The following is a 26,717-nucleotide window of genomic DNA, read 5'->3' as shown; positions in this document are numbered from 1 at the left end:
ATCTTCATAGCGTTGGCTCCATGAACCAGTCACCGCGTCTTTGGACGGTTATCGGCTGCTCCCTGCTGGTCGCGTCCCTCGGGGCCGGCGCCACCGCATGCGGGTCGGGCGACGACAACCCGCTGTCCGCCCGCCCCTACGACGCGGGCGACCAAGTCGCCCTCAACCAGTCCTCCGGCAGTCGCCCGGTCGACCCGGACCGGCCCCTGGAGGTCACCGCCAAGAGCGGCGGCGGCCGGATTACCGACGTGAGCGCCGTCGACACCCACGGACGCCGCCTGGCGGGCGAGCTGTCCGCCTCCGGAGACCGCTGGCACAGCACCGCCCCGATGGCCGCCGGCGTCCGCTACACCGTCCTCGTGAGCACCGAGGACGAACGGGGCGCCCCCGGGCAGCGCACGCTCACCTTCGACACCACCCCGGCCCAGAAGGTCCTCAAGGTCGAATTCGGCCCGGACGAGGGCAAGTACGGCGTCGGACAGCCCCTCACGGCCGAACTCAACGAACCCGTGAAGGACAAGGCCGCCCGCGCCGTCATCGAGCGGGGCCTGGTCGTCGACGCCCCGCCCGAGGCCGTGGGCGCCTGGCACTGGGTGGACGACAAGAAGCTCCACTACCGGCCCAAGGAGTACTGGCCCGCCAACACCACGGTGTCCGTCCGGAGCAACCTGGAGGGCGTCAAGATCGCCGATGACCTGCACGGCGCCGCCTCCAAGCCGCTGAAGCTGGAGATCGGGGACCGCGTCGAGGTCACCACGGACGCCGCCTCGCACTGGATGACCTTCAGGCGCAACGGAGAAGTGATCAATTCCATCCCGGTGACCACCGGCAAGCCCGGGTTCTCCACCCGCAACGGCGTCAAGGTGGTCCTCGGCAAGCAGTACTACGTCCAGATGCGCGGCGACACGGTGGGCATCGGCGGCAGCGAGTACTACAACCTGCCGGTCTACTACGCGACCCGCGTCACCTGGAGCGGTGAATACGTCCACGCCGCGCCGTGGTCCGTCGGCTCCCACGGCTACGCCAACGTCAGCCACGGCTGCACCGGCATGAGCACGGGCAACGCCGCCTGGTTCTACGAGAACATCACCGAAGGCGACATCGTCCGGGTCATCAACAGCATCGGCGACGACATGGACATCTTCGGCAACGGCTTCGGCGACTGGAACATGGACTGGAAGGACTGGCGCGAGGGCAGCGCCCTCCTCAAGGGCACCCAGGAGGGCCGCAGCCCGGTCGACCAGGCCCGCCTGCGCCCGCAGGTGTAACCGACGGGGCGGGAGCGCCGGAAGAGGCCACAACGGGGGCACGGGTGCCCGTACGGTCCGTACGGGCACCCGTGCCCCGGTATGCGCCGGTAGGGGGCTGTGCGGGGCGCACAGGCCCCGTTACGCCGCCGGGGAGAGCCGCGCGCGCAGCAGACCCGCCAGGGCCTGCGCGAAGTCCACCGGATCGACCGGAAGGGTGACCGCGGCGTCCGCGCGGCTCCAGGTGGCCAGCCAGGCGTCCTGCGGACGGCCCATCAGGAGCAGGACGGGCGGGCACTGGAAGATCTCGTCCTTGATCTGCCGGCACACCCCCATGCCCCCGGCCGGAACCGCCTCGCCGTCCAGCACGCACACGTCGATGCCGCCCGCGTCCAGTTCCTTCAGGACGGCCGGCAGCGTGGCGCACTCCAGGAACTCCACCGGCGGCAGGTCGGCGGCCGGCCTGCGCCCGGCCGCCAGCCGCACCTGCTCCCGGGTGCCCGCGTCGTCGCTGTAGACCAGAACCCGCGCAGTCGCCCGCATTTCGTTCCTCCACGTGTCCCGTGAATCACGTTGATGTTGCGCGGGATGCTACTCCGTCCGACCCGGTGTCAACATCGGTTCGCACAGCCTCGCCCGAGCGACGGCCGACCGGCGCCCGAAGGGCGATCTGATGGGCCGTTCGGGCCTTGCACACGCCCCTGACACTCCGAACGGCACCCCCCGGGGTGAGGGCGGGATAAGGGACCGACATAATGTCGGTCGTGGCGACAGCAACGACAGTAGATACCGGGCACGCGCACCCGACGGTCAACAGGCCGAACCTCGTCAGCGTGGGAACCATCATCTGGTTGAGTTCCGAGCTGATGTTCTTCGCGGCCCTCTTCGCGATGTACTTCACCCTGCGATCCGTGACAGGCGCCGAGTACTGGACAGAGCAGGCTTCGGCCTTGAATCTGCCCTTCTCGGCGACGAACACGACGATCCTGGTGCTTTCCTCGCTCACCTGCCAGCTCGGCGTATTCGCCGCCGAGCGCGGTGACGTGAAGAAGCTCAGGACGTGGTTCATCATCACGTTCGTCATGGGTGCGATCTTCATTGGCGGCCAGGTGTTCGAGTACACCGAGCTGGTCAAGCACGAGGGCATGAGCCTCTCGTCCGGTCCGTACGGCTCGGTCTTCTACCTGACCACCGGCTTCCACGGTCTGCACGTGACGGGCGGTCTCATCGCCTTCCTGCTGGTCCTCGGCCGGACGTACGCGGCCAAGAGGTTCACCCACGAACAGGCCACGTCGGCCATCGTCGTGTCCTACTACTGGCACTTCGTCGATGTCGTCTGGATCGGCCTCTTCGCGACGATCTACCTGATCAAGTAGCGAACACGTCGCCGGGCCCGACCCGGCACTCCATCCAGACACACCGACGCAGAAGATCCTGACACCGGGGTAATCCGTGAAAAAGCTCTCCGCACGACGACGCCATCCGCTGGCGGCGGTCGTCGTTCTACTCTTCGCGCTGGCGGTTACCGGGGGGCTGTACTCCGCCTTCGCGCCCGCGGGCAATGCGAAGGCCGACGAAACCGTCCAGTCCCTCGCCATCGAGGAGGGCCAGAAGCTCTACGCCGTCGGCTGCGCAAGCTGCCACGGTACCGGCGGTCAGGGTTCCTCTGACGGCCCCAGCCTGGTAGGCGTCGGCTCCGCTGCCGTCGACTTCCAGGTGATGACGGGCCGTATGCCCGCCCAGCAGCCCGGCGCCCAGGTGCCGAAGAAGCCCGTCATCTACACCCAGGCGCAGACCGACCAGCTCGCCGCGTACATCGCGTCCCTCGGAGCCGGCCCGATCGTGCCGACCGAGAAGCAGTACGACCCGGCGGGTGCCGACATCGCCAAGGGTGGTGAGCTGTTCCGCAACAACTGCGCGCAGTGCCACAACTTCACGGGCGAGGGCGGCGCGCTGACGAACGGCAAGTACGCCCCCAACCTTGAGGGTGTCTCGCCGAAGCACGTCTACGAGGCCATGCTCACCGGCCCGCAGAACATGCCCTCCTTCCCCGACAGCACCATGCCGGAGAAGCAGAAGAAGGACATCATCGCGTACATCCAGCACGTCAACGGCGACAAGTCGACCAGCCCCGGTGGCCTCAAGCTCGGTGGCCTCGGCCCCGTCTCCGAGGGTCTCTTCGGCTGGATCTTCGGGCTGGGTGCGCTGATCGCTGTCGCCGTCTGGGTCGCGGCCCACACCGCTAAGGCCAAGAAGTCATGAGTAGCCAAGACATTCCCGAAGAGAAGCACCTGCCGAGCGAGCAGGGCGACGCGCACCACGGTGCCGTGGCAGTGGCGGACGACCCGTTCGCCGACCCCGGCCTGCCGGTTCACCGGCCGCGGATCCAGGACATCGACGAGCGGGCCGCGAAGCGCTCCGAGCGCACGGTGGCCTTCCTGTTCACCCTGTCGATGCTGGCCACGATCGGCTTCATCGCCTCGTTCGTGATCCTGCCGGTCGACAAGATCGTCTACATCTTCCCCATCGGGAAGGTGAGCGCTCTGAACTTCGCCCTGGGCGTGAGCCTCGGCGCGGCCCTCTTCTGCATCGGCGCGGGCGCGGTCCACTGGGCCCGCACCCTGATGTCCGACGTGGAGGTCGCCGCCGAGCGCCACGAGATCGCGGCCCCGCCGGAGGTCAAGGCGCAGGTCCTGCAGGACTTCGCGGACGGCGCGCGCGAGTCGGCCATCGGCCGCCGCCCGCTCATCCGCAACACGATGCTCGGTGCGCTGGCCCTGCTGCCGCTCTCCGCCGTCGTGATCCTGCGCGACCTGGGCCCGCTGCCCGAGGACAAGCTGCGCAAGACCATCTGGGCGAGGGGCAAGATGCTCATCAACCAGAACACGATGGAGCCGCTTCGTCCCGAGGACATCGTCGTCGGTTCGCTGACCTTCGCCATGCCGGAAGGCCTGGAGGAGGACGCGCACGACTTCCAGGTGCAGATCGCCAAGGCCGCCCTGATGATCGTCCGCATCCAGCCGGAGGACATCAAGGACAAGAAGGAACTGGAGTGGTCCCACGACGGGATCGTGGCCTACTCCAAGATCTGCACCCACGTCGGCTGCCCGATCAGCCTGTACGAGCAGCAGTCGCACCACGTGCTCTGCCCGTGCCACCAGTCCACCTTCGACCTCTCCGACGGCGCCCGAGTCATCTTCGGCCCGGCTGGTCACGCGCTCCCGCAGCTGCGGATCGGCGTCAATGACGAAGGTTTCCTCGAGGCGCTCGGCGACTTCGAAGAGCCCGTCGGTCCCTCTTTCTGGGAGCGCGGATGAGCACTGCCACCGAAACCAAAGAACGCAAGGCTCCGGCCGGCGAGCGTGTAGCCGACTGGGCCGACGGCCGGCTGGGCATCTACAGCCTCGCCAAGGCCAACATGCGCAAGATCTTCCCGGACCACTGGTCCTTCATGCTGGGCGAGATCTGCCTCTACAGCTTCATCATCCTCATCCTCACGGGTGTGTACCTGACGCTGTTCTTCCACCCGAGCATGAACGAAGTGCACTACGACGGCTCGTACATCCCCATGCAGGGTGTGCAGATGTCGGAGGCCTTCCGCTCGACTCTGGAAATCAGCTTCGACGTCCGCGGCGGTCTGCTGATCCGGCAGATCCACCACTGGTCGGCGCTGATCTTCATCGCGGCGATGCTCGTGCACATGATGCGCGTGTTCTTCACCGGCGCGTTCCGCAAGCCGCGTGAGGTCAACTGGGTCTTCGGCTTCCTGCTGCTGGTCCTCGGCATGTTCACCGGTTTCACCGGTTACTCCCTGCCGGACGACCTGCTCTCGGGCACCGGTGTCCGCTTCATGGAAGGCGCGATGCTGTCCGTGCCGATCGTGGGCACGTACCTGTCGTTCTTCTTCTTCGGCGGGGAGTTCCCCGGCGGCGACTTCGTGGGCCGGCTCTACTCGGTGCACATCCTGCTGCTGCCCGGCATCATGATGGGCCTGCTGGTGGCCCACCTGATCCTGGTCTTCTACCACAAGCACACCCAGTTCGCGGGCCCCGGCAAGACCGAGAAGAACGTCGTCGGCATGCCGCTGCTCCCGGTCTACATGGCCAAGGCCGGAGGCTTCTTCTTCCTGGTCTTCGGCGTCATCGCGCTGATCGCGGGCATCGCCTCGATCAACCCGATCTGGGCGCTGGGCCCGTACCGTCCGGACCACGTGTCCACCGGTGCGCAGCCCGACTGGTACATGGGCTTCTCCGAGGGTCTGATCCGTGCCATGCCGGGCTGGGAGATCAACCTGTGGGGCCACACCCTGGCCCTGGGCGTCTTCATCCCGTTCACGATCTTCCCGCTGGTCCTGGCCACGATCGCGGTCTACCCGTTCATCGAGTCCTGGGTCACCGGGGACAAGCGCGAGCACCACATCCTGGACCGCCCGCGCAACGCCCCGACCCGTACGGGCTTCGGTGTGGCATGGCTGACGTGGTACGTCATCCTGCTGATCGCCGGTGGAAACGACATGTTCGCGCAGTACTTCCACCTGTCGATCAACGCGATCACGTGGTTCGCCCGCATCGGCTTCTTCGTCGGTCCGGTCATCGCCTTCGTCATCACCAAGCGGATCTGCCTCGGCCTCCAGCGCCGGGACCGGGACAAGGTGCTGCACGGTCGCGAGACCGGCATCATCAAGCGCCTGCCGCACGGTGAGTTCGTCGAGGTCCACGAGCCGCTCTCGCAGGGCAAGCTGCACACGCTCACCTCGTACGACCAGTACGAGCCCGCCGAGATCGGCCCCACGGTCGACGAGAACGGTGTCGAGCGCAAGGTGAAGCCGCTGGAGAAGCTCCGCGCCAAGCTGAGCAAGGGCTACTACGGGGAGAACAACCAGATCCCGAAGCCCACGGTCGAGGAGTACAAGGAGATCCAGAGCGGCCACGGCCACCACTGACCTCCCGCATCACGGCTTCACACGCTTCAAGATCCGCGCAGTACGCACCACGCACTACGCATGACTGCTTGAGGGACTGATTTCGGTCAGTCCTGGTGTCGCCACGGCGAGAGCCCCGTCCAGCGTCTGGACGGGGCTCTTTGCCGTCCCCGGGGCTGGATAGGCTGAAGCCCTTCCCATTCCACGTGGAATCCTTCACGAGCAGCAGGAGCGGACCATGAACCTGGTGACCCCGGCAGGCGGCGACAGCGTGGCGGCCCGCGGCTGGCCGGGCCTTCTGGACGCCCTGCTGAGCGGCCGTGACCTCGGCGCCGACGACACGGCCTGGGCCATGGACCGGATCATGCGCGGGGAGGCCACCGACGCGCAGATCGCCGGCTTCGCCGTCGCGCTGCGGGCCAAGGGGGAGACCGTCTCCGAGATCAACGGCCTGGTCCGCGCCATGTACGAACACGCCAACCTGATCGAGGTGCCGGGCCGGACGGTGGACATCGTCGGCACCGGTGGCGACGGGGCCAAGACGGTCAACATCTCCACGATGTCGGCCGTCGTCGTGGCCGGTACGGGCGCCAAGGTCGTCAAGCACGGCAACCGCGCCGCGTCCTCCGCGAGCGGCTCCTCGGACGTCCTGGAGAAGCTGGGCGTCAACCTCGACCTCACCCCCGCGCGGGTCGTGGAGGTGGCCGAGGAAGCCGGCATCACCTTCTGCTTCGCGGTCAAGTTCCACCCCGCGCTGCGGCACGTGGCGGCGGCCCGCAGGGAGCTGGGCATCCGGACCACCTTCAACTTCCTCGGCCCGCTGACCAACCCGGCGCGGGTCCGGGCACAGGCCACCGGTGTGGCCGACGCGCGCGTGGCACCGATCGTCGCGGGCGTCCTGGCGGAGCGGGGTTCCTCGGCGCTGGTCTTCCGCGGTGACGACGGGCTCGACGAGCTCACCACCACGGCGACCTCCCGGGTCTGGTGGGTCCGCGACGGCGAGGTCAGGGAGCAGGGCTTCGACCCCCGCGACATCGGCATCCCGCTGGTGGAGGTCTCCGCCCTGGCCGGCGCGGACGCCTCGTTCAACGCGGACGTCGCCCGCCGCCTCCTGGCCGGCGAGACCGGCCCCGTGCGCGACGCGGTGCTCCTGAACGCGGCGGCGGCCCTGGTCGCGCTGGACCCGGGCACGGGCACCCTGGAGGAGCAGCTCGCCGGCGGTGTCGTACGGGCGGCGGAGTCGGTGGACTCGGGCGCGGCCCGGGCGGCGCTGGCGCGCTGGGTGGCGGCGAGCAACGCGTAGCCGCCGCGCCGCGTAGCCGCTGCCATGCGTAGCTCCTGCGCCCTTCGGCCGTCCTGACGGGATCCGGCCAAGATCCAGCACTGACCCCGGTCCGCCATGTGGACCGGGGTCTTGCGTTCGGAAGATCGTGTGGCAGGATGCTCCTCAGGTCACGAGTGACAGCGTTTAGGCCCCGGCTTGCTGTCCGGCAACCCTCCTTCCGTGGCGGGGTGCCCCGGGTGATGACCAGGTCGTAGGCAGTGAGGTCTACGGCAAGCGCGGATCCCTCGACACCAGGGGTCCTGGTCTCTCGAGGAGCTTTTCCGTGAGCAAGCGAATGCGATAGGGCGAGTCCGCCCCTTCTTCACCCCCCGGAACAGGGTCACTTCCGCGTACCCGCACACCTGCGTACGCCGGCCGATCCGCACTCCGGGGCACTCCCGTACCCCGAACGGCCGCAGCGCCGTATCCGCGTACGGGCACACCGAAGCCATTGCGACCTGCCTGCCGGGAGATACCGCCATGTCCGCAACCCTGAACGCCGCCGCTGCCGCCGCCGTCACCCCTGGGGCCGAGGGCCCTGCCTGTGCCGAACCGCTGCCGGTCCTCGGCCGTGACGTCACCGTCCCGCTCGTCACCGGCGGCGAAGTCACCTACGCCGCCCTCGACTACGCGGCCAGCGCCCCCGCACTGCAGCGGGTCTGGGACGACGTGGCCGCGTACGCCCCGTACTACGGCAGCGTCCACCGCGGCGCCGGGTACCTCTCGCAGCTCTCCACCGACCTGTTCGAGCAGAGCCGGGTCACGGTCGCCGAGTTCCTCGACTGCCGACCCTCCGACCAGGTGATCTTCACCCGGTCCACCACCGACTCCCTCAACCTGCTCGCCGCCGTGCTCCCGGCCGACTGCCAGGTCTTCGTCTTCGAGACCGAGCACCACGCCTCGCTGCTCCCGTGGACGAACGCCCAGGTCACCTACCTCAACGCCCCCCGCACCCCGGACGAGGCCGTCGCCACCCTGGAGCGCGCCCTCGCCGACCGCGACCCCTACGGCCCGGCGCTGGTCTGCGTCACCGGAGCCTCCAACGTCACCGGCGAGCTGTGGCCCGTCAGGGAACTCGCCGCCGCCGCGCACGCCCACGGCGCCCGCATCGTCCTGGACGCCGCCCAGCTGGCCCCGCACCACCCCGTCTCGGTCCAGGACCTCGACGTGGACTGGGTCGCCTTCTCCGGCCACAAGCTCTACGCACCCTTCGGCTCGGGCGTGCTCGCCGGCCGCGCGGACTGGCTCCAGGAGGCGGACCCGTACCTCGCCGGCGGCGGTGCCTCGCGCAAGGTGACGCGACGCGTCGGCGGGGAGGATGCCGGCGGCGTGGACGTCGAGTGGCACACCACCGCGGCCCGCCACGAGGCCGGCTCGCCGAACGTCATCGGCGTCTACTCCATCGCCTCCGCCTGCAAGGCGCTGAAGGAGGCCGGCTTCGAGAGCCTCGTCGCCCGCGAGCGGCACCTCATCGCCAAGGTCCGCGAAGGCCTCGCCGGGGTCCCGGCGGTCCGCGTCCTGTCCCTCTTCGGCGACGAGGCCCCCCGGGTCGGCGTCATCTCCTTCGTGGTGGACGGCTGGAACAGCTCGCACTTCGCGGCCGCGCTCTCCGCCGAGTACGGCATCGGCGTCCGCGACGGCCTGTTCTGCGCCCACCCGCTGGTCCGCACCCTGCTCGGCAGCGAGCCCCAGGCCCAGGGCGAGTGCGGAGCCCCGGAGGCGGCCCCGGGCGAGCGGTCCCTGAACGCGATCCGCGTCAGCTTCGGCGCCGGCACCCCCGACGAGCACGTGGACCGCTTCGTCCGCGCGGTCGGGGAACTCGTCACGGACGGCGCCAAGTGGCAGTACCGCACCGAAGAGGGCCGCTGCGTCCCGGCGGTCTGACGGGCTGCGGCATGCCCACGGGGCCCGGTACCCACCGTCCGTGAATCCGTCGGACACCCGCTGGAGGGTGGGTGCCTCCCGGTCGGCCGGAGCCTACGCGTCGAGACCGATCGCGAAGGCCGCTTCCAGGTCGTGCTGGGAGTACGTGCGGAACGCCACGTGCGTGTCCGTCGCCTCGACGCCCGGGATCTTGCTGATGCGGCCGGGGATGATGTCGGCGAGGTCCTCGTGCCGGGACACCCGGACCAGTGCGATGAGGTCGTACGTACCGGTGACCGAGTAGACCTCGCTGACGCTTTCCAGCGCGGCGATGGCCTCGGCGATCTCGGGGATCCGGTCCACGCTGGTCTTGATGAGCACGAGTGCGGTGATCACGGTTGGCTGTCTCCCTCGCCTACTGTCACTGGTCGACCCACTCTAGTCCCACCCCGGTAGCGGGCCCACGCGTAGAGGAAGCCGACCGAGAAGCCCACCACGTGGGCCAGGTAGGCGACTCCGGGGCCGCTCGCCGCGCGGTGGGCGGCCAGCCACTGCAGGCCGAACCAGAACATCAGCACGATCCACGCCGGGAACCGCAGGGGCAGGAAGAAGAGGAACGGGAACAGGCTCGTCACGCGGGCCTTGGGGAAGAGGTACAGGAAGGCGCCGAGGACCGCGGAGATCGCCCCGGAGGCTCCGACCAGGGTCTGGTCCGAGGAGGCGTAGGCCGCCGCGTAGGCCGCCAGGGCCAGGTAGCCCGTACAGACGTAGAAGCAGAGGAACCCGGCCCGGCCCATGCGGCGCTCCGTCATCGCCCCGAAGACGTAGAGGAAGAGCATGTTGCCCAGCAGGTGCAGCCAGCTCCCGTGCACGAACAGGGCCGTCAGCGGAGTGAGCAGGGCCCGGCCCGAGCCGGTGAACAGTTGGTCGGGGACCACGCCCCAGCGCCGGAAGTACGCCGTGCCCGTGGTCAGGAGCTGATCACCCGTCCCGTAGACCGGGTTCAGCCCCGACGCCGGACTCAGTACGAACACCACGCAGCAGCCGGCGATCAGCGCGTGGGTGACCACCGGGCCCCGGGCGGCCTCGCGTACGGCCTGCCACCTTACGATCATGCGATCGAGCATGACCCAGCCGAGCCCACCAGCGGGTGCGGCAGGCCGTAGGGTTACGAGCTACGTACGCACGCGGTACCCGTGACGACACGGGCGTGTGCGCCGCGTGCGGCACGTACACCATAGAAGGATAGAAGGAGAGAGCGGCCTGATGACGGTTCCCCTGCCGACCGACACCACCCGGTGGCGCTGCACCCTGTGCGGCAACCTCACGCGTTTCGACGTCACCCGTTCGTCGAAGGTCGTGGAGTACGTCCACCTGGACCTCGCCGGGGAGCCCAAGGTCGAGGAGCGCGAGGTGGTCAATGAGACCATCGAGTCGGTGCGCTGCCGCTGGTGCAACGCGGTGGACCAGATCGAGCTCGTCGACAGGCCGGGCGCGGACTCCTAAGGAGCCCCGCCCACAGGTGAATGACGGTAGGGGTGACGGATTGTGGAGCCAGCAAGCGGCGCTGAGCCGGCCGACGCGGCCGGCGACGCCGCGGAGGTGCTCGACCGCCCGCTGCCGGAAGGCGTGCGGCGCCGGGTCGTCGCACTCGTCTCCGACGCCTTCGGCGGGCTGACGGTCGCGGACCTGCCGGCGCAGTTGCGCCAGTACGCCCGTTTCACCCCGACGAGGCGCGCCAAGTTCGCGGGCAACGCCATGGCCACGGCCGTGGAGAGCGACCCCGTCTTCCGGGGCCGGGTCGCCGAGAAGCTCCGCGAGGCGCAGGCCGACCTGGCCTCCGCGCTGGAGTCGGGCGCGCCGCCCGCCGCCGCCGATCCGCTGGACGTGGCGGCCGCCGCGTACGTCCTGCGGCCGGCCGGCTGGGTCAAACTGGTCGCCGCCGCGGGCGAGGAGGCGCAGCGCGCCGACGCCGAGCGGGTCGACGGGGAGACGCGCCGCGAGATGGAGCGGCTCCGCGAGGAGCTGGCCCACGTACGGGAACTGCAGCGCACGGGCGTCGACCAGGTGCGGGCCGAGCTGGACGCGGCGCGCAAGGAAGCGGAATCGCTTCAGCGCAAGCTGCGCAGTGCCCTCAGCGACGTCAAGCGGGGCGACGCGGCCCTGCGCAAGATCAACGCGGAGGTCGACGGCATCCGCGCCGAGGCGGCCGCCCAGGTGACCACCGCGGAGAGCGAGACCCGGCGGCTCAAGTCCCGCCTCGCGGAGGTCGAATCGGCGCTGGAGACCTCGCGCCGGGCCACCCGCGAGGGGCGCAGCATCGAGGACATGCGGCTGCGGCTGCTGCTGGACACCGTGCTGGACGCGGCCGCGGGACTGCGCCGGGAGCTCGCGCTGCCGCCGGTCTCCACGCGGCCCGCCGACACGGTGGAGGCGGTGGAACCCGGCCGGATGACCCCGAAGGACATCGCGGCGCGCGCCCTGTCGGAGACCGACCCGGCGCTGCTGGACCAGCTGCTGGCGCTGCCCCAGGCCCATCTGGTGGTGGACGGCTACAACGTCACCAAGACCGGCTACCCGACGATGCCGCTGGAGAAGCAGCGCCTGCGGCTGCTGGGCGGGCTGTCGATGCTCGCCGCGCAGACGGGCGCCGAGATGACCTGTGTCTTCGACGGGGCGGAGCTGGCGGCCCCCGTGCTGCTCGCGCCGCCGCGCGGGGTGCGGGTGCTGTTCTCCAAGGCCGGGGTGACGGCGGACGAGCTGATCCGCCAGCTGGTGCGCGCCGAACCGGCGGGCCGTCCGGTGGTGGTGGTCTCCACCGACCGCGAGGTCGCCGACGGGGTCGCCAAGGCCGGGGCGCGGCCGGTGGCGTCCGCATTGTTGCTGAAGCGGCTTTCGCGCGTTTCGTAACTGGTGTGCCCAATGCCGGAATTGGCAGGGCCTCGCGGGAACGTACCGTCAAGTCACCGGCACAGAGCGTGCGCTGTAGGTAAAGAACCTGGTCGGACAGCGAGTTTTTTGCCGACAGGATTTGAACTGATCACAGAAGGGTCACTAGGGTCAGTCAAACCTTCGTGCGGTAGTTCACTCATTCGGGGTGGCAGCGAAGGTGTCGCCGAGTCTGTAGGACGGATTGCGTTCTTCGGCGGCTCTAGGAAGAAGGAGCTCGCCTTCGTGGCGTCCCACCGTCGACCCAAGCAGCCGACCCGCATGCGCACGACCGTGCTCGGCGTCACCGCGGCAGCCGCCGTGGTCCTCTCGGGGCAGGCCGCCAACGCCGCCCCCGCCAAGCCGAGCAAGGACGAGGTCAAGGCCAAGGTCGACGCCCTCTACGAAGAGGCGGAGCAGGCCACCGAGAAGTTCAACGGGGCCAAGGAGCGCCAGGACAAGCTCGAGACCGAGATCGGGCAGCTCCAGGACCAGGTCGCCCGCGGCCAGCAGGACCTCAACGCGCTGCGCGGCACGCTCGGTTCGATGGCCAGCGCCCAGTACCGCAGCGGCGGCATCGACCAGTCCCTCGCGCTCTTCCTCTCGGCCGACCCGGACAACTACCTCGACAAGGCCTCCACCCTGGAGCAGCTGAGCGGTCAGCAGGTCGAAGCGGTCCAGAAGATCCAGGCCAAGCAGCGCACGCTCGCGCAGCAGCGCCAGGAGGCCGCCGGCAAGCTCACCGACCTCGAAGCCACCCGCAAGGAGCTGGGCGAGAAGAAGAAGGCCTCCTCCGACAAGCTCGCCGAGGCCCAGGCGCTCCTCAACACCCTGACCGCCCAGGAGCGGGCCGCGATCAAGGACGAGGACAGCCGCGCCAGCCGCAGCGCGGGCCAGCGCGTCCCCAACCTCGGCAACGTGAAGCCCTCCGGCCGGGCCGGCGCCGCCCTCGCGGCCGCCCAGACCAAGATCGGCAGCGCGTACATATCCGGGCACGAGGGCCCCAACTCGTTCGACTGCTCGGGTCTGACCCAGTGGGCGTACAAGCAGGCCAACGTTTCGATATCGCGCACCACCTTCACGCAGATCAACGACGGCACCCGGATCGGCAAGAGCCAGCTCCAGCCGGGCGACCTGGTGTTCTTCTACGGCGACCTCCACCACGTCGGCCTGTACGCGGGCGGCAACCAGGTGCTGCACGCCTCGAACCCGCGCGGCGGCGTCAAGTACGAATCGATCAACAACATGCCCTTCCAGTTCGGCGTGCGCGTGGGCTGACGCCCCCCCGCCCAGGGTCCGACCGGACGCGCCGCACACCGCCCATCCGGGCGAATTCCGCAGCCCCGCTCCGACCACACGCCCCGCCGGTGACCTGCGTCTCCGACGGGGCGTCACTGTGCGTGCCCTCCGGAGGTCGTTGGCCGGTGCCCTCCCGCGCGGCTACTGTCTGCCAGCGCGGAACCCCGGCACACGGCCGTCCACGGAGGGCGGACCCGGGTCCCGCTCAGCAGGAGGGAGCGGTTTCACGTGGCGTCCCATCGCCGGTCCGGGCCCAGCGCCCTCGACCGGAACACCAAGGTCACCGTCCTCACCGCCGCGGCGGCGGGGGCAGCGGCTCTCATGTCGGGCGCACCCGCCGGTGCGGCCCCCGGCCTCCCGCAGGAGCCCTCGGCGGGCACCCGCGCCCAGGTCGACCGGCTCTTCGAAGAGGCCGAACAGGCCACCGAGCGCTTCAACCAGGCGGGCGAGCGCGCCGGCCGGCTCCGCGCCGAAGTCGACCAGATCCAGGACGCGGTGGCCCGCGGTCAGGACCGCATCAACACCATGCGCGGGGTGCTCGGCGCCTACGCCGGAGCCCAGTACCGGGCCGGTGGCATCGACCCCGCCGTCGAGCTGATGCTCTCCGACGACCCGGACGACTACCTCGCCAAGGCCGCCGCCCTCGACCGGCTGTCCGGCCGCCAGGCCCGCCAGCTCGACGAACTGCGCTCCGAGCAGCGCAGGCTCGGCCAGGAACGCCGGGAGGCCTCCCGCAAGCTCTCCGAACTCGACGCCCTGCGCGCCGACGTGGCGAAGGAGAAGCGCGCCGTCACCGCCAAGCTGGCCGCCGCCCGCCGCCTGCTGAACGCCATGCCCACGCAGGAGCGCGCCGATTTCGACCGGGCCTCGCGCTCCGGCGGCCGCCCCGACGCCCTGCCCGAGCTCCCGGACGCCGCGGCCTCCGGGCCCTCCTCCGGCCGCGCCGCGGCCGCCGTGATGGCGGCCCGGTCCGCCGTCGGACGGCCCTACGTATGGGGTTCCACCGGCCCCTCCGGCTTCGACTGCTCCGGGCTGATGGTCTGGTCGTACCGGCAGGCGGGCGTCGCCCTGCCGCGCACCTCGCAGGCGCAGCGGCACGCCGGGCGGCGGGTGTCGCTGTCGGAGGCGCGCCCGGGTGACCTGGTGACGTACCGCTCGGACGCCAGCCACGTCGGCATGTACGTCGGCAACGGCCAGGTGGTGCACGCCCCGTACCCGGGGGCGCGCGTGCGGTACGACCCGGTCGGGATGATGCCGGTGTCCTCGGTCACCCGGCCCTGAGGGCCGCGCTGCGTACGATCGGGTGATGTTCCCGGTCCTGGGCAGTACCGCTCGCCGGCGCCCGCGCGCACTGCCGCTGGTGCTGCTCTGCCTGCTGCTGCTCTGGGCGCCGCTCGCCGGATGCGGCTCCGGGGCCGGCTCCGGAGCCGGGGTCCCTGCGGCGGACCCCGCCGACCGGGACGTCAGGCGGGCCGTCGCCGTCTGGTCGGCGGCCCCGCCCGCGGCCCTCGCGGCGATCCCGCTGGAGGGATGGTCGTACGAGGTGTCCGCGGTCCGGGTGGACGGCGTACGGGCCCTCGTGCGCGCCGAGCTGCGCTACCGGCTCACCGGCTACGACGCCGCCCCGGCCGGCTCCGCCCGCGAGGTGGAGCTCACCCGGGACGGCGGCTCCTGGGCGGTGACCGCCGACCGCCCCGCCCCGGGAGCCCTGCCACAACTGTGGGACCAGGGCCCGGTGTCCGTGGAGCGCGGGACGCGCGCCCTGGTGCTCGGAGGGGCCGGCCGGAGCTCCGGCTCCCTCGCCGAGATCGCCGCGGAGGCGGACAAGGCGGTGCCCGCGGCGAGCGCGGCCTGGGCGCGGCCGTGGGCGGGCCGGGTCGTCGTGCTGGTCCCCGGCTCGCTGGACGCGATGGCTGCGCTGCTGGGGCGGCCCGCGGCCGAGTACCGGGGCCTCGGCGCCGTCACGACCGGGCGGACCGGGGCGGGCCCCGCCCCCGCCGACCGGGTCGTGGTGAACCCGGAGGGGTACGGGCAGCTCACGGCGGAGGGCCGCCAGGTGATCCTGACCCACGAGACCACCCACGTGGCCACCCGGGCGGCGACCACCGACCGGACCCCGCTCTGGCTCTCCGAGGGCTTCGCGGACTGGGCCGCGTACCGCGACAGCGGCCGCACCCCGGCCGAAGCCGCGCCGTCCCTCGCCCGCGCGGTGCGCCGGGGCGACCTGCCGGCCACCCTCCCGGAGTCCGCGGCCTTCGCCTTCGGCGGGGACGCGGACGCGCTGGCGCGGGCCTACGAGGGCTCCTGGACGGCCTGCCGGCTCATCGCCCGCCGGTGGGGGGACGCGGCGCTGGTCTCCCTGTACGAGAAGTCCGGCCGGGAGTCCCTCCCGACGGCGCTGGCGGACACCCTGGGGACGGACCAGGACGCGCTGACCCGGGCCTGGCAGCAGGAGCTGACCCAGGAGTTCCGCTAGCCCGGCGGACCCGGCGTCCGACCGTGCGGCGCCGCTGCCGGGGGCCGGGCCCCGGACCCCCGCGCCTCACACGCCGGAGGGGCGGGATCGTGGCCCGCGCGGGCCCGCTCCCGGGGGCCGGCCCCCGCGCCCCGGACCCCCGCGCCCAAGCGGCGGAGAGGCTGGATTCCGGCCGGCGGGCGGGAATTTCCGGCCCGCTCCGTTCAGGTGCGGCCCGGCGTCGGCCGAATCCGGCCCCGCCGGCGTTTCAGGCACGGGTCTGGGGCGGAGACCCAGGAGCCCCGGGCGCAGCACCGGCTCCGCGGGGCCCGCCGTGGGCCTCCGGTAGGGTCGGCAGGCGATGGACAAGACGCTGATCGTGACCAACGACTTCCCGCCCCGGCCGGGGGGCATCCAGGCCTTCCTCCACAACATGGCGCTACGCCTGGACCCCGACCGGGTCGTGGTCTACGCCTCCACCTGGAAGCACTCGGCCGAGGCCCGCGCCGCCACCGCCGCCTTCGACGCGGAGCAGCCCTTCCAGGTGGTCCGCGACCGTACGACGATGCTGCTGCCGACCCCCAGGGTCACGCGCCGGGCCGTGGGCCTGCTGCGCGAACACGGCTGCTCGTCGGTGTGGTTCGGCGCGGCGGCCCCGCTGGGCCTGATGGGACCCGCGCTGCGCCGGGCCGGCGCGCGCCGGATCGTGGCGACCACGCACGGGCACGAGGCGGGCTGGGCACAGCTCCCGGTCGCGCGCCAACTGCTGCGGCGCATCGGCGAGGGTACGGACACGCTGACCTACCTGGGGGAGTACACCCGTTCGCGGATCGCCCCGGCCCTGACCGACCGGGCGGCGGCGCGGATGACGCAGCTCCCGCCGGGGGTGGACGAGAAGACCTTCCACCCGGAGTCGGGCGGCGCGGAGGTCCGGGCGAGGCTGGGCCTGACGGACCGCCCGGTGGTCGTCTGCGTCTCGCGGCTCGTCCCCCGCAAGGGCCAGGACACGCTGATCGAGGCGATGCCGAGGATCCTGGCGGCGCTGCCGGACGCCGTCCTGCTGATCGTGGGCGGCGGCCCCTACGAGGCCGACCTGCGGGCTCTGGCCGCGTCGACCGGGGTCGCGGAGTCCGTCGTGTTCACGGGCGCGGTCCCGTGGGCCGAACTGCCCGCCCACTACGGGGCCGGGGACGTCTTCGCGATGCCCTGCCGGACCCGGCGCGGCGGACTCGACGTGGAGGGCCTCGGCATCGTCTACCTGGAGGCCTCCGCCACGGGCCTGCCCGTGATCGCGGGCGACTCGGGCGGCGCCCCGGACGCCGTACTGGACGGAGAGACGGGCTGGGTGGTCCCCGGCGGAGCCCCGGCCGAGACCGCGGACCGCGTCGTGACCCTGCTCCGGGACCCGGCCCTGCGCGCACGCATGGGTGAGCGCGGCCGTGCCTGGGTCGAGGAGAAGTGGCGCTGGGACCTGCTGGCGGAGCGCCTGCGCGAGCTGCTCTAGCACGCCCGCGCAGAGCGCGGCGGGGATCCCCTTTCCGTACGGAGGGGGGATTATCGCCCCCCAGGGCCCGATCGCGGGCAGAGTCGATCAAACCGCACGGGCCACGGCGGGCCCCGCCTACGGTCGAGCCATGTCTGACTGTTACTCAGAAGCGTGTCAGCGCGGGTTATGGCCGGTTGGGCGGAATCCGCTCATGATGCGGCCATGACACCAAAACTGACACGCCGTCACGTGCTCGGTCTCGGCGCCCTCCAGACCGCGGCGGCCCTCGGCTTCACCCGGATCGGCCTGCAGTCCGCGGCCGCCGCCGAGCCCGCGGCCGCGACGTACGCCCCGGCCATCGTCGTCGGCTCCGGCTACGGATCCGCCGTCGCCGCGCTCCGCCTCGGGCAGGCCGGCGTGCGGACCGTCGTCCTGGAGATGGGCCGGCTCTGGGACACCCCGGGCGCCGACGGGAAGATCTTCCCCGCCACCTCCGCCCCCGACCAGCGCTCGATGTGGTTCCGCAACCGCACCGAGGCACCGCTCGCCCAGTTCCTCTGGCTGGACGTGGTCAACCGCAACATCAGCCCGTACCCGGGCGTCCTGGACCGGGTGAACTACGGGGACATGTCGGTGTACGTCGGCCGCGGCGTCGGCGGCGGCTCCCTCGTCAACGGCGGCATGGCGCCCACGCCGAAGCGCTCGTACTTCACCGAGGTCATGCCCCGGGTCGACGCCGACGAGATGTACGGCACCTACTACCCCCGGGCCCGCGCCATGCTCGGGGTCAACGACATCGACCCGGCCTGGTTCGAGTCCACGGAGTGGTACCGCTTCGCCCGGATCTCCCGCAAGCACGCCCAGAAGACCGGCCTGCGGACCACCTTCGTCCCCAACGTCTACGACTTCGAGTACATGAAGCGCGAGGCCGCCGGGACCGCCACCAGGTCCGCCCTCGCGGGCGAGGTCATCTACGGCAACAACCACGGCAAGAAGAGCGTGGACAAGACCTACCTCGCCGCCGCCCTGGGCACGGGGAACGTCACCATCGAGACCATGCAGCGCGTGGTCGGCGTACGGCAGGACCCGGCCGGCGGATACGTCCTGACCGTGCAGACGAGCGACCTCACCGGCCGCGTCACGCAGGTCCGCGAACTGGGCTGCGGACAGCTCTTCCTCGGCGCCGGCAGCCTCGGCACCACCGAGATCCTGCTGCGCGCCCGCGAGACCGGCACCCTGCCCGCCCTCAACGACAAGGTGGGCCTCGGCTGGGGCCACAACGGCAACGTCATGACCGCCCGCGCCAATCACCTGTGGGACACGGTCGGCGCCAACCAGGCCACCATGCCCGCCCTCGGCATCGACGACTGGGACAACGCCTCGAACCCGGTCTTCGCCGAGATCGCCCCGCTCCCGATGGGGTTCGAGCACTGGATCTCGATGTACCTGGCCATCACCAAGAACCCGGAGCGCGGGCACTTCACCTACGACGCCGTCAGCGACTCGGCGAAACTCCAGTGGACCCGGGACCAGAACACCCCGTCCGTCCAGGCCGCGAAGCGGCTCTTCGACCGGATCAACCGGGCCAACTTCACGATCTACCGCTACGACCTCTTCGGCGACAACAGGAACTTCGCCGACAACTTCACCTACCACCCGCTGGGCGGCTGCGTCCTCGGGGACGCGACCGACGACTTCGGCCGCGTCAAGGGCTATCAGGGCCTCTACGTCACCGACAGCTCGCTGATCCCCGGATCGCTCGGCGTGAACCCCTTCGTGACCGTCACCGCGCTGGCGGAGCGGAACATGGCGAGGGTCCTGGCCGACCCCCGCTGATCAGCGGCCTCCGGCCGCGGGCCGCTGACCCGGGGAGCCTGCTCAGAGGCGGCCTAGCCCCGGTAGAGGGCTTCGATCTCGTCCGCGAAGTCCTTCGCCACCACATTCCGCTTCAGCTTCAGCGAAGGCGTGATGTGCCCGGACTCCTCCGTGAACTGGGAGGGAAGAATGCGGAATTTCCGCACCGATTCCGCCTTGGAAACCGCCGCGTTGCCGTCGTCCACGGCCTTCTGGACGGCGGCGACGAGATCCGCGTCCTCACGCAGCTGGGCCGCCGTCGAACCGGCCGGCTTGCCGTGCTCCGCGGCCCACCGGCCCAGGAACTCCTCGTCGATCGTGACCAGCGCGGCCACGAACGGCCGTGCGTCGCCGACCACCATGCACTCCGCGACCAGCGCGTGCGCCCGGATCCGGTCCTCGATCACCGCGGGCGCCACGTTCTTGCCGCCCGCCGTGACGATGAGCTCCTTCTTGCGCCCGGTGATCGCCAGATAGCCGTCCTCGTCGAGGGTGCCGACGTCGCCGGTGTGGAACCAGCCGTCGGTCAGCGCGTCGGCGGTGGCCGTCGGGTTGTTCCAGTACTCCTTGAAGATGTGCTCGCCGTGCAGCAGCACCTCGCCGTCGTCGGCGATGCGCACCACGGAGCCCGGGAGCGGCTGGCCGACCGTACCGATCTTCGTCTTGTCCCACGGGTTGAAGGCCGTGGCCGCACAGGACTCGGTCAGGCCGTAGCCCTCCAGCACCGTGAAGCCGATGCCGCGGAAGAAGTGGCCGAGCCGCTCGCCCAGCGGAGCCCCGCCGGAGATCGCGTACTCGCCGCGCCCGCCGAGGACCGTGTGCAGCTTGCTGTAGACCAGCTTCGAGAAGAGCTTGTGCTTCAGCCTGAGCCCCAGGGACGGACCGCCCGGCAGGTCCAGCGCACGGCTGTACGCGATCGCCGTCTCGGCCGCCGCGTCGAAGATCTTGCCCTTGCCGTCGGCCTGGGCCTTGGCGCGGGCCGAGTTGTAGACCTTCTCGAAGACGCGCGGCACGCCGAGGATCAGCGTGGGCCGGAAGGACTGCAGCTCGTCGGTGAGGTTCTTGATGTCCGGTACGCAGCCCAGCCGGATCGGCGCCAGCACCGCCGCCACCTCCACCAGGCGGCCGAACACGTGCGCGGCCGGCAGGAAGAGCAGCACGGAGCACTCGCCGGTCCGGAAGAGCGGACGCAGCCGGGCCACGATGTTCCCGCACTCGGCGAAGAAGCTGCGGTGGGTCAGCACGCAGCCCTTGGGGCGGCCGGTGGTGCCCGAGGTGTAGACGATGGTGGCCGGGTCGTCCGCTCCCGCGAGCGCGCTGCGCTCGTCGACCTCGGCGTCGGAGACCTCGGCGCCGGCCGCCTTCAGCGTCTCCAGGGCGCCCTGCTCGATCTCCCAGACCTCGCGCAGCTCGGGCAGCCGGTCGCGCAGGGCGGCCACGGCCGCGGCGTGCGCGGGGGACTCCACGACGACGGCGACGGCGCCGGAGTCGCCGAGGATCCACTGGATCTGCTCGGGGGAGCTGGTCTCGTACACGGGGACGGTGACGCCGCCCGCGCTCCAGATCGCGAAGTCGATCAGCACCCACTCGTAGCGGGTGCGGGAAATCAGGGCGACCCGGTCGCCGGGCCGGATCCCGGCCGCGATCAGGCCTTTCGCCGCGGTGCGGACCTCGGCGAGGAACTGCGTCGCGGTGACGTCCTGCCACGCGCCGCCGACCTTGCGCGCCATGACGGCGGTGTCGGGATGCTGAGCGGCGTTGCGGCGGATGAGATCCGTCAGGTTCCCGTCCGACGGGACCTCGTACAGGGCCGGAAGGCTGAACTCGCGCAAGACTGCTGCTCCTCTGGGCGCCATCGCCACCATGTGGACCGACCGGACGTTACCCACCGGTAGTGGGTTCCGGATAGAGGGAACCGGCCAGATGTTTTCTGCGTCACATGCGGCGGCCGTGTCCTGTCGACAGTAGTCGACCCCGTTTGCGACTCGGAAGTAACCGCAGGTCCGGCCGCCTGGCTCGATTCCCTACCCGCGGTGGCCAAGCGCCCCTAGGGTGGCCGCATGGGTGGATCTACGGGTGGCACGCAGAATCGGACACGGGTCCATGTCGTCAGCGACGTCCACGGCAACACCGAGGCCCTGGCGCGGGCCGGGGAGGGCGCCGACGCGCTGATCTGCCTCGGCGACCTCGTCCTCTTCCTCGACTACGCCGACCACTCGCGCGGCATCTTCCCCGACCTCTTCGGCGTCGAGAACGCCGACCACATCGTCGAACTGCGCACCGCCCGCCGTTTCGCGGAGGCCCGTGAGTTCGCCCGCGGACTGTGGACCGGGCTGGACCGGGAACGGCTCGTCGAGGGCGCGGTCCGGCGCCAGTACGCCGAGATGTTCGCCGCCTTCCCGCGGCCCACGTACGCCACCTACGGAAACGTGGACATCCCCGGGCTCTGGCCCGAGTACGCCGGCCCCGGCCTCACCGTGCTCGACGGGCAACGGGTCGAGATCGGGGGCCGGGTCTTCGGTTTCGTCGGGGGCGGACTCCCCTCGCCGATGCGCACGCCCTACGAGGTGCCCGAGGAGGAGTACGCGGCCAAGGTGGAGGCGCTGGGCGAGGTCGACGTGCTGTGCTCGCACATCCCGCCGGAGGTGCCGGAGCTCTGCTACGACACCGTGGCGCGGCGCTTCGAGCGGGGGAGCGGGGCGCTGCTCGCCGCGATCCGGCGGGTGCGCCCCCGGTACGCGCTCTTCGGCCACGTCCACCAGCCGCTCGCCCGGCGGATGCGGATCGGCGCCACCGAGTGCGTGAACGTCGGGCACTTCGCCGCCACGGGAAGGCCGTGGGCCCTGGAGTGGTGAGGTCTTGACGCGCGATAGCCTTCACGCGGCGGCCCAGGGCCGTCCGCACACTTCCTCGAACTCCCCCCGGAGGAGCGACCGCGATGGCGGAACACACCAGCTCGAGCATCACGATCGAGGCGTCCCCGGCCGACGTCATGGCCGTGATCGCCGACTTCGCCCGCTACCCGGAGTGGACCGGCGAGGTGAAGGAGGCCGAGGTACTGGCCAAGGACGACGCCGGCCGGGCCTCCCTCGTCCGCCTGCTGCTGGACGCGGGCGCGATCAAGGACGACCACACGCTGGCCTACACCTGGCCCGCCGAGAACATCGTCAGCTGGACGCTGGACAAGTCCCAGATGCTGAGGCAGCTCGACGGGTCCTACCAGCTGGCGCCGGTCGCGGGCGGTGCGCGCACCGAGGTGACGTATTCGCTGACGGTGGACGTCAAGATCCCGATGCTCGGCATGATCAAGCGCAAGGCGGAGAAGGTCATCATCGACCGGGCGCTCGCGGGCCTGAAGAAGCGGGTGGAGAGCCACCCCGAAGCTTCCTGACGCACCGCTCGCACGGTGCGGCCCTGGCGGGCCTTACCGGCTTCGCGCCGCTGCGCCGGATTCTCTCCGGCGGCCGGTCGGTGCTGTCGCCACCCGTTCCCCGGGCTGCGCCCGGGCCGTTCGCCGGGCGCAGGCCGGCTTCGGGGGCGTGGCAGGCCGGCTTCGGGGGCGTGGCAGGCTGGCAGCGGCCACCCTTCGGCCCCGCCGGAGACCCGGGCCAGGCACACGCGGAGCTAGGAGCAGCATGCACACCCTTCTCGTCACCGGCCCCGGCGGCGCCGGCCGCAGCACCGTCGCCGCGGCCACCGCGCTCGCCGCCGCACGGCAAGGCCACCGGGTGCTCCTGCTCTGCGCCGGCCCCGCCGAGCCGCCCGTCCCCCCGGAAGGCACGCTCAGGGTGGCCCGCGTCGACTCCGGTGAGGAGTTCCGGCGCGAGTTCGTCGAGCTCCAGGAGCGCGGCTCCGCGGTCCTCGGAATGCTCGGCGCCCGCCCCCTGCACGCCGACGAGATCACCGAACTGCCCGGCGCCGAGCAGTTCGCCCTGCTCCGCGCCCTGCGCCGGGCCGCGGACGAGCCCGGCACCGACCTGGTGGTGGTCGACCTGCCGCCGCTGCACCAGGCCGTCACCACCCTCGCCCTCCCCGCCCAGCTCCGCCGCTACCTCGCCCGGCTGCTCCCCGCGGAGCGCCAGGCGGCCCGCGCCCTGCGACCCGTACTGGCCCAGCTCGCCGGCGTCCCGATGCCCGCGCAGTGGCTGTACGAGTCCGCCGCCCGCTGGGACGAGGACCTGGCGGCCGTCCAGGACGTCCTGGAGGCCCCCACCACCTCCGTACGGCTCGTCGCCGAACCGGGACCCGCCGCCGACGCCGCGCTGCGCCTGGGCAGGCTCGGGCTCGCCCTGTACCGGCTGCCCGTCTCGGCGCTCGTCGCCAACCGGATGCTGCCCGCCGGATCCACCGACCCGTGGCTCGCGGGCCTCGCCGCCCAGCAGGAGAAGTACGCCACCCAGTGGGCCGGGGACGGGAGCGTCCCGGTGCTCCCCGTGCCCCACCTGGGCCGCGACCCGTACGGCCCGGAGGACCTGGCGGAGCTGGCCCCGGCCCCCGCCCCGGCGATGGCGCCCCGCCCCGCCTGGGCCGTCGAGGACCGGATCGCCGAGGACGGGGTGCTGCTGTGGCGGGTCCCGCTGCCCGGCGCCGAGAAGCGCGAGCTCGGCCTGGTCCGGCGCGGAGACGAGCTGCTGCTCACGGTGGGCCCGTACCGCAGGATCGTCCCCCTGCCCGCCGCCCTGCGCCGCTGCACGGTCTCCGGGGCCGCCCTCGCCGACGGCGAGCTCCGCATCCGCTTCACCCCGGACCCGGACCTATGGCCCCGCGGCGGCGCGAAGGCGTAGCCGGCGACGCCGGGCCCGGGCCCCGGGGGCCTGGGGGGCGTACCGCCGTTCGGGTAACGTCGGAGGGAGTAGGAGTCCGTACCGCACGCCCAGCCGCCGCCGCAGCAGGAGAGTCCGCCATGAGCGAGGCCACCGACCGCCCCACCGATGCCTCCGCCGGGGACGACGCCTGGGCCGAGGCCTGCGCCGAGGACCTCGCCGCCGAGCGGGAGCGCCGCAGGTCCGAGCAGGGCGCCTCCGCGGGCGCCGGCACCGGGACCGCCGCCGAGGAGCTGTTCAAGCTCTTCGAGACCGTCGCCGAGAAGGTGTCCGACAAGGTCGCCGCGCTGAACAACCCGCTGTTCGGCGTCGCCGCGCAGGGCGCCGTACGGCAGTTCGTCAACCAGGCGAAGACCGCCGCCAAACCCGTCGTCGAGCGCAATCCCGAGGTCTTCGACCACCTCGCCGCGGCCGGCTCCGAGCTGCTCGCCGCCTACCGATCCGCGGTCGAGGGCCACGAGCGCCGCTGGACGCGCGACGAGCCGGCCCCCGGCGGGGGGAGCGGGACCGCCGAAAACGCGTCCGGGAACGCCAAGGACCCCCGTGACGGGGGAGACGACGGCCCGACCGAGCGGATCGATCTCGACTGAACCCCCCGCTCCCTCGGGTACGGTTGACAGCGGCGGGGTTTGACCGGAAACCGAGGGACTAATGGGACTCACCATCGGCGTCGACATCGGCGGCACGAAGATCGCGGCCGGCGTGGTCGACGAAGACGGCACCATCCTGGAGACGTACAAGGTGCCGACCCCGCCGACCCCGGACGGAGTGACGGACGCGATCTGCGCCGCCGTCTCCGAGGTCAGCGCCAGTCACACCATCGACGCGGTCGGCATCGGCGCCGCCGGATACGTCGACGACAAGCGCGCGACCGTACTCTTCGCGCCGAACATCAACTGGCGGCACGAGCCACTGAAGGACAAGGTCGAGCAGCGCATCGGCCTGCCCGTGGTCGTCGAGAACGACGCCAACTGCGCTGCCTGGGGCGAGTACCGCTTCGGCGCCGGCCAGGGCCACGAGGACGTCATCTGCATCACGCTCGGCACGGGCCTGGGCGGCGGCATCATCATCGGCAACAAGCTCCGGCGCGGACGCTTCGGGGTGGCCGCCGAGTTCGGCCACATCCGGGTGGTCCCGGACGGCCTGCTGTGCGGCTGCGGCAGCCAGGGCTGCTGGGAGCAGTACGCCTCCGGGCGCGCGCTCGTCCGGTACGCGAAGCAGCGCGCCAACGCCACCCCCGAGAACGCGAAGGCCCTCCTCGCCCTCGGCGACGGCACCCCCGAGGGCATCGAGGGCAAGCACATCAGCGAGGCGGCCCGGGCCGGCGACCTCGTGGCCATCGACTCCTTCCGCGAACTGGCCCGCTGGGCGGGCGCCGGCCTCGCCGACCTGGCCTCGCTCTTCGACCCGTCGGCCTTCATCGTCGGCGGCGGCGTCTCCGACGAGGGCGACCTGGTCCTCGACCCGATCCGCAAGTCCTTCAAGCGCTGGCTGATCGGCGGCGCGTGGCGTCCGCACGCGCAGGTGCTCGCGGCGCAGCTGGGCGGCAGGGCCGGTCTGGTCGGCGCGGCGGACCTGGCGCGCCAGGGCTGAGCCCTGCGCCACCCCGTATCGGCGGACTGCCCGCCGCGCCCCCTGGGGTGCGGCGGGCAGTCTCGTTATGTTGCCGGGTATGGAACTCGCAGAGCTGCCGAACTCCCGTACCGAAGCCGATGGTTCCGCCGTGATCCGGGTGCTCTCCTACAACGTCCGCTCACTGCGCGACGACGAGGACGCGCTGGCCCGGGTGATCCGTGCGTGCGCGCCGGACCTGGTGTGCGTCCAGGAGGCGCCGCGGTTCTTCCGGTGGCGCAAGCACGCGGCGCGGCTGGCCGCGAAGTGCGAGCTGGTGGTGCTGTCGGGCGGTGCGACCGCTGCGGGACCGCTGCTCCTGTGTTCCCTACGGGCCTTCGTGGAGCGGACCGAGGACGTGCTGCTGCCGCTGACGCCGGGCCGCCACCGGCGGGGCTTCGCCACGGCGGTCGTGCGGCTGGGCGGGGTCCGGGTCGGGGTGCTGAGCGCACACCTGTCGCTGGACGGGCCCGAACGGCTGGCCCAGTCGGAGCTGCTGCTGGACCGGCTCGCCGGGATGGACGTGCCGTACGCGATCGCGGCGGGGGACATCAACGAGGGGCCGTCGGGGGCGGCCTTCCGCCGGCTGGCGGGGGCGCTGCAGGACTGCCGGGTGGTGGCGCCGTGGGGTGGGGAGCACACGTGGGTCCGGTCTTCGCCGCCGCGGCGCATCGATGCCGTCTTCGCCAGTGAGGGGGTGGAGGTCCTCGCCTGCGGTGTCCCCGCCGGGCTGCCCGGAGTCACCTCCGCGGACCTCTCCCGCGCGACGGACCACCTCCCGGTCCTGGCCACCCTCCGGCTTCCCTCCGTTCCCCGGGGCTCCGCCCCGGACCCCGGTCCTCGAACGCCGGCCGGGCTGAAGGACCGCCTCAAACGCCGGCGGGGCTGGATCCGTCCAGCCCCGCC

Annotated in this window: 23 protein-coding genes, 1 pseudogene and 1 riboswitch; of the genes and pseudogenes, 20 read left to right on the top strand and 4 right to left on the bottom strand. The window is 71.7% G+C overall.

The features are described from left to right. Positions 1 to 20: 20 nt before the first annotated feature. Positions 21 to 1,268 (top strand): Ig-like domain-containing protein, encoded by a 1,248-nt coding sequence (locus tag ABZY57_RS08390; RefSeq protein WP_356509438.1) that lies wholly within the window; start codon positions 21 to 23, stop codon positions 1,266 to 1,268. A gap of 120 nt (positions 1,269 to 1,388) precedes the next feature. Here the strand turns inward: ABZY57_RS08390 and ABZY57_RS08385 are convergent, their stop codons facing one another. Then, positions 1,389 to 1,790: a hypothetical protein gene (locus ABZY57_RS08385; protein WP_250742508.1), complete on the bottom strand. Its 402-nt coding sequence runs from the start codon at positions 1,788 to 1,790 to the stop codon at positions 1,389 to 1,391. A 212-nt stretch (positions 1,791 to 2,002) separates the two neighbouring features. Between ABZY57_RS08385 and ABZY57_RS08380 the strand changes: the two genes are divergently transcribed. From ABZY57_RS08380 to ABZY57_RS08355, 6 genes are all read left to right on the top strand, one after another. After that, positions 2,003 to 2,623, top strand: a complete 621-nt coding sequence (locus tag ABZY57_RS08380; RefSeq protein WP_008738823.1) for a heme-copper oxidase subunit III — start codon at positions 2,003 to 2,005, stop codon at positions 2,621 to 2,623. A gap of 76 nt (positions 2,624 to 2,699) precedes the next feature. Next, on the top strand, positions 2,700 to 3,509 hold the full coding sequence (locus ABZY57_RS08375) for a c-type cytochrome (RefSeq protein ID WP_356509435.1): 810 nt from the start codon (positions 2,700 to 2,702) through the stop codon (positions 3,507 to 3,509). Next, positions 3,506 to 4,564, top strand: a complete 1,059-nt coding sequence (locus ABZY57_RS08370; RefSeq protein WP_356509433.1) for a Rieske 2Fe-2S domain-containing protein — start codon at positions 3,506 to 3,508, stop codon at positions 4,562 to 4,564. The genes ABZY57_RS08375 and ABZY57_RS08370 overlap by 4 nt, the downstream gene beginning before the upstream one ends. Continuing rightward, positions 4,561 to 6,189, top strand: coding sequence for a cytochrome bc complex cytochrome b subunit (locus ABZY57_RS08365; RefSeq protein ID WP_356509431.1), 1,629 nt, complete (start codon positions 4,561 to 4,563; stop codon positions 6,187 to 6,189). Before ABZY57_RS08370 ends, ABZY57_RS08365 begins: the two co-directional genes overlap by 4 nt. A gap of 217 nt (positions 6,190 to 6,406) precedes the next feature. Then, on the top strand, positions 6,407 to 7,471 hold the full coding sequence (gene trpD, locus ABZY57_RS08360; RefSeq protein ID WP_356509429.1) for an anthranilate phosphoribosyltransferase: 1,065 nt from the start codon (positions 6,407 to 6,409) through the stop codon (positions 7,469 to 7,471). Positions 7,472 to 7,618: 147 nt separating this feature from the next. Beyond that, positions 7,619 to 7,735, top strand: a riboswitch (SAM riboswitch). A gap of 237 nt (positions 7,736 to 7,972) precedes the next feature. After that, entirely contained in the window at positions 7,973 to 9,376 is a 1,404-nt protein-coding gene (locus ABZY57_RS08355; RefSeq protein WP_356509427.1) for an aminotransferase class V-fold PLP-dependent enzyme, read from the top strand. 93 nt (positions 9,377 to 9,469) lie between these two features. Here the strand turns inward: ABZY57_RS08355 and ABZY57_RS08350 are convergent, their stop codons facing one another. Beyond that, complete coding sequence (locus ABZY57_RS08350; RefSeq protein ID WP_356509425.1) at positions 9,470 to 9,751, bottom strand: Lrp/AsnC ligand binding domain-containing protein; 282 nt, start codon at positions 9,749 to 9,751, stop codon at positions 9,470 to 9,472. Further along, positions 9,748 to 10,482 (bottom strand): rhomboid family intramembrane serine protease, encoded by a 735-nt coding sequence (locus ABZY57_RS08345; RefSeq protein ID WP_356509423.1) that lies wholly within the window; start codon positions 10,480 to 10,482, stop codon positions 9,748 to 9,750. The genes ABZY57_RS08350 and ABZY57_RS08345 overlap by 4 nt, the downstream gene beginning before the upstream one ends. 139 nt (positions 10,483 to 10,621) lie before the next feature. Between ABZY57_RS08345 and ABZY57_RS08340 the strand changes: the two genes are divergently transcribed. The 7 genes from ABZY57_RS08340 (at position 10,622) to ABZY57_RS08310 (ending at position 19,359) form a co-directional block, all read left to right on the top strand. After that, the gene (locus ABZY57_RS08340; protein ID WP_008738811.1) at positions 10,622 to 10,861 is read left to right on the top strand and encodes a hypothetical protein; all 240 of its coding nucleotides are present in this window, start codon (positions 10,622 to 10,624) and stop codon (positions 10,859 to 10,861) included. A gap of 39 nt (positions 10,862 to 10,900) precedes the next feature. Next, positions 10,901 to 12,265, top strand: a complete 1,365-nt coding sequence (locus ABZY57_RS08335) for an NYN domain-containing protein (protein ID WP_356509501.1) — start codon at positions 10,901 to 10,903, stop codon at positions 12,263 to 12,265. Between the two features lie 264 nt (positions 12,266 to 12,529). Further along, positions 12,530 to 13,561 (top strand): NlpC/P60 family protein, encoded by a 1,032-nt coding sequence (locus ABZY57_RS08330; RefSeq protein ID WP_356509420.1) that lies wholly within the window; start codon positions 12,530 to 12,532, stop codon positions 13,559 to 13,561. A gap of 249 nt (positions 13,562 to 13,810) precedes the next feature. Further along, the gene (locus tag ABZY57_RS08325; protein WP_356509418.1) at positions 13,811 to 14,863 is read left to right on the top strand and encodes an NlpC/P60 family protein; all 1,053 of its coding nucleotides are present in this window, start codon (positions 13,811 to 13,813) and stop codon (positions 14,861 to 14,863) included. 25 nt (positions 14,864 to 14,888) lie between these two features. Then, complete coding sequence (locus ABZY57_RS08320; protein ID WP_356509416.1) at positions 14,889 to 16,058, top strand: hypothetical protein; 1,170 nt, start codon at positions 14,889 to 14,891, stop codon at positions 16,056 to 16,058. A 340-nt stretch (positions 16,059 to 16,398) separates the two neighbouring features. Beyond that, positions 16,399 to 17,541, top strand: a complete 1,143-nt coding sequence (locus tag ABZY57_RS08315) for a glycosyltransferase family 4 protein (protein ID WP_356509414.1) — start codon at positions 16,399 to 16,401, stop codon at positions 17,539 to 17,541. A gap of 204 nt (positions 17,542 to 17,745) precedes the next feature. Further along, positions 17,746 to 19,359: a GMC oxidoreductase gene (locus tag ABZY57_RS08310; RefSeq protein WP_356509412.1), complete on the top strand. Its 1,614-nt coding sequence runs from the start codon at positions 17,746 to 17,748 to the stop codon at positions 19,357 to 19,359. Positions 19,360 to 19,412: 53 nt separating this feature from the next. Here the strand turns inward: ABZY57_RS08310 and ABZY57_RS08305 are convergent, their stop codons facing one another. After that, the gene (locus tag ABZY57_RS08305) at positions 19,413 to 21,209 is read right to left on the bottom strand and encodes an AMP-dependent synthetase/ligase (RefSeq protein ID WP_356509411.1); all 1,797 of its coding nucleotides are present in this window, start codon (positions 21,207 to 21,209) and stop codon (positions 19,413 to 19,415) included. Between the two features lie 228 nt (positions 21,210 to 21,437). Between ABZY57_RS08305 and ABZY57_RS08300 the strand changes: the two genes are divergently transcribed. The 6 genes and pseudogenes from ABZY57_RS08300 to ABZY57_RS08275 form a co-directional block, all read left to right on the top strand. Further along, positions 21,438 to 22,232, top strand: coding sequence for a metallophosphoesterase (locus tag ABZY57_RS08300; RefSeq protein ID WP_356509409.1), 795 nt, complete (start codon positions 21,438 to 21,440; stop codon positions 22,230 to 22,232). Positions 22,233 to 22,315: 83 nt separating this feature from the next. After that, positions 22,316 to 22,768, top strand: a complete 453-nt coding sequence (locus ABZY57_RS08295; protein ID WP_356509407.1) for an SRPBCC family protein — start codon at positions 22,316 to 22,318, stop codon at positions 22,766 to 22,768. A 244-nt stretch (positions 22,769 to 23,012) separates the two neighbouring features. Then, positions 23,013 to 24,161, top strand: a complete 1,149-nt coding sequence (locus ABZY57_RS08290; RefSeq protein ID WP_356509405.1) for an ArsA-related P-loop ATPase — start codon at positions 23,013 to 23,015, stop codon at positions 24,159 to 24,161. A 119-nt stretch (positions 24,162 to 24,280) separates the two neighbouring features. Continuing rightward, positions 24,281 to 24,790 (top strand): DUF5304 domain-containing protein, encoded by a 510-nt coding sequence (locus ABZY57_RS08285; RefSeq protein ID WP_356509403.1) that lies wholly within the window; start codon positions 24,281 to 24,283, stop codon positions 24,788 to 24,790. A gap of 61 nt (positions 24,791 to 24,851) precedes the next feature. Then, positions 24,852 to 25,793: an ROK family glucokinase gene (locus tag ABZY57_RS08280; protein ID WP_356509401.1), complete on the top strand. Its 942-nt coding sequence runs from the start codon at positions 24,852 to 24,854 to the stop codon at positions 25,791 to 25,793. Between the two features lie 79 nt (positions 25,794 to 25,872). Then, a pseudogene (locus tag ABZY57_RS08275) lies at positions 25,873 to 26,619 on the top strand (endonuclease/exonuclease/phosphatase family protein); the annotation flags it as partial. Between the last annotated feature and the right edge of the window lie 98 nt (positions 26,620 to 26,717).

Origin of the sequence: Streptomyces sp. NPDC006450 (assembly GCF_040612195.1) — a bacterium.
Taxonomy (GTDB): Bacteria; Actinomycetota; Actinomycetes; order Streptomycetales; family Streptomycetaceae; genus Streptomyces.
The sequence above is the reverse complement of the archived record's forward strand: the minus strand, read 5'-3'. Positions and strand labels throughout refer to the sequence as shown.

Excerpts from the sequence above, each read along its gene's own strand:
- ABZY57_RS08280 (WP_356509401.1), top strand. The coding sequence starts at position 24,852 with ATGGGACTCACCATCGGCGTCGACATCGGCGGCACGAAGATCGCGGCC.
- ABZY57_RS08340 (WP_008738811.1), top strand. The coding sequence starts at position 10,622 with ATGACGGTTCCCCTGCCGACCGACACCACCCGGTGGCGCTGCACCCTG.
- ABZY57_RS08365 (WP_356509431.1), top strand. The coding sequence starts at position 4,561 with ATGAGCACTGCCACCGAAACCAAAGAACGCAAGGCTCCGGCCGGCGAG.
- ABZY57_RS08310 (WP_356509412.1), top strand. The coding sequence starts at position 17,746 with ATGACACCAAAACTGACACGCCGTCACGTGCTCGGTCTCGGCGCCCTC.
- ABZY57_RS08345 (WP_356509423.1), bottom strand. The coding sequence starts at position 10,482 with ATGCTCGATCGCATGATCGTAAGGTGGCAGGCCGTACGCGAGGCCGCC.
- ABZY57_RS08385 (WP_250742508.1), bottom strand. The coding sequence starts at position 1,790 with ATGCGGGCGACTGCGCGGGTTCTGGTCTACAGCGACGACGCGGGCACC.
- ABZY57_RS08380 (WP_008738823.1), top strand. The coding sequence starts at position 2,003 with ATGTCGGTCGTGGCGACAGCAACGACAGTAGATACCGGGCACGCGCAC.
- trpD (WP_356509429.1), top strand. The coding sequence starts at position 6,407 with ATGAACCTGGTGACCCCGGCAGGCGGCGACAGCGTGGCGGCCCGCGGC.
- ABZY57_RS08370 (WP_356509433.1), top strand. The coding sequence starts at position 3,506 with ATGAGTAGCCAAGACATTCCCGAAGAGAAGCACCTGCCGAGCGAGCAG.
- ABZY57_RS08300 (WP_356509409.1), top strand. The coding sequence starts at position 21,438 with ATGGGTGGATCTACGGGTGGCACGCAGAATCGGACACGGGTCCATGTC.
- ABZY57_RS08315 (WP_356509414.1), top strand. The coding sequence starts at position 16,399 with ATGGACAAGACGCTGATCGTGACCAACGACTTCCCGCCCCGGCCGGGG.
- ABZY57_RS08355 (WP_356509427.1), top strand. The coding sequence starts at position 7,973 with ATGTCCGCAACCCTGAACGCCGCCGCTGCCGCCGCCGTCACCCCTGGG.
- ABZY57_RS08295 (WP_356509407.1), top strand. The coding sequence starts at position 22,316 with ATGGCGGAACACACCAGCTCGAGCATCACGATCGAGGCGTCCCCGGCC.
- ABZY57_RS08320 (WP_356509416.1), top strand. The coding sequence starts at position 14,889 with ATGTTCCCGGTCCTGGGCAGTACCGCTCGCCGGCGCCCGCGCGCACTG.
- ABZY57_RS08290 (WP_356509405.1), top strand. The coding sequence starts at position 23,013 with ATGCACACCCTTCTCGTCACCGGCCCCGGCGGCGCCGGCCGCAGCACC.
- ABZY57_RS08285 (WP_356509403.1), top strand. The coding sequence starts at position 24,281 with ATGAGCGAGGCCACCGACCGCCCCACCGATGCCTCCGCCGGGGACGAC.
- ABZY57_RS08390 (WP_356509438.1), top strand. The coding sequence starts at position 21 with ATGAACCAGTCACCGCGTCTTTGGACGGTTATCGGCTGCTCCCTGCTG.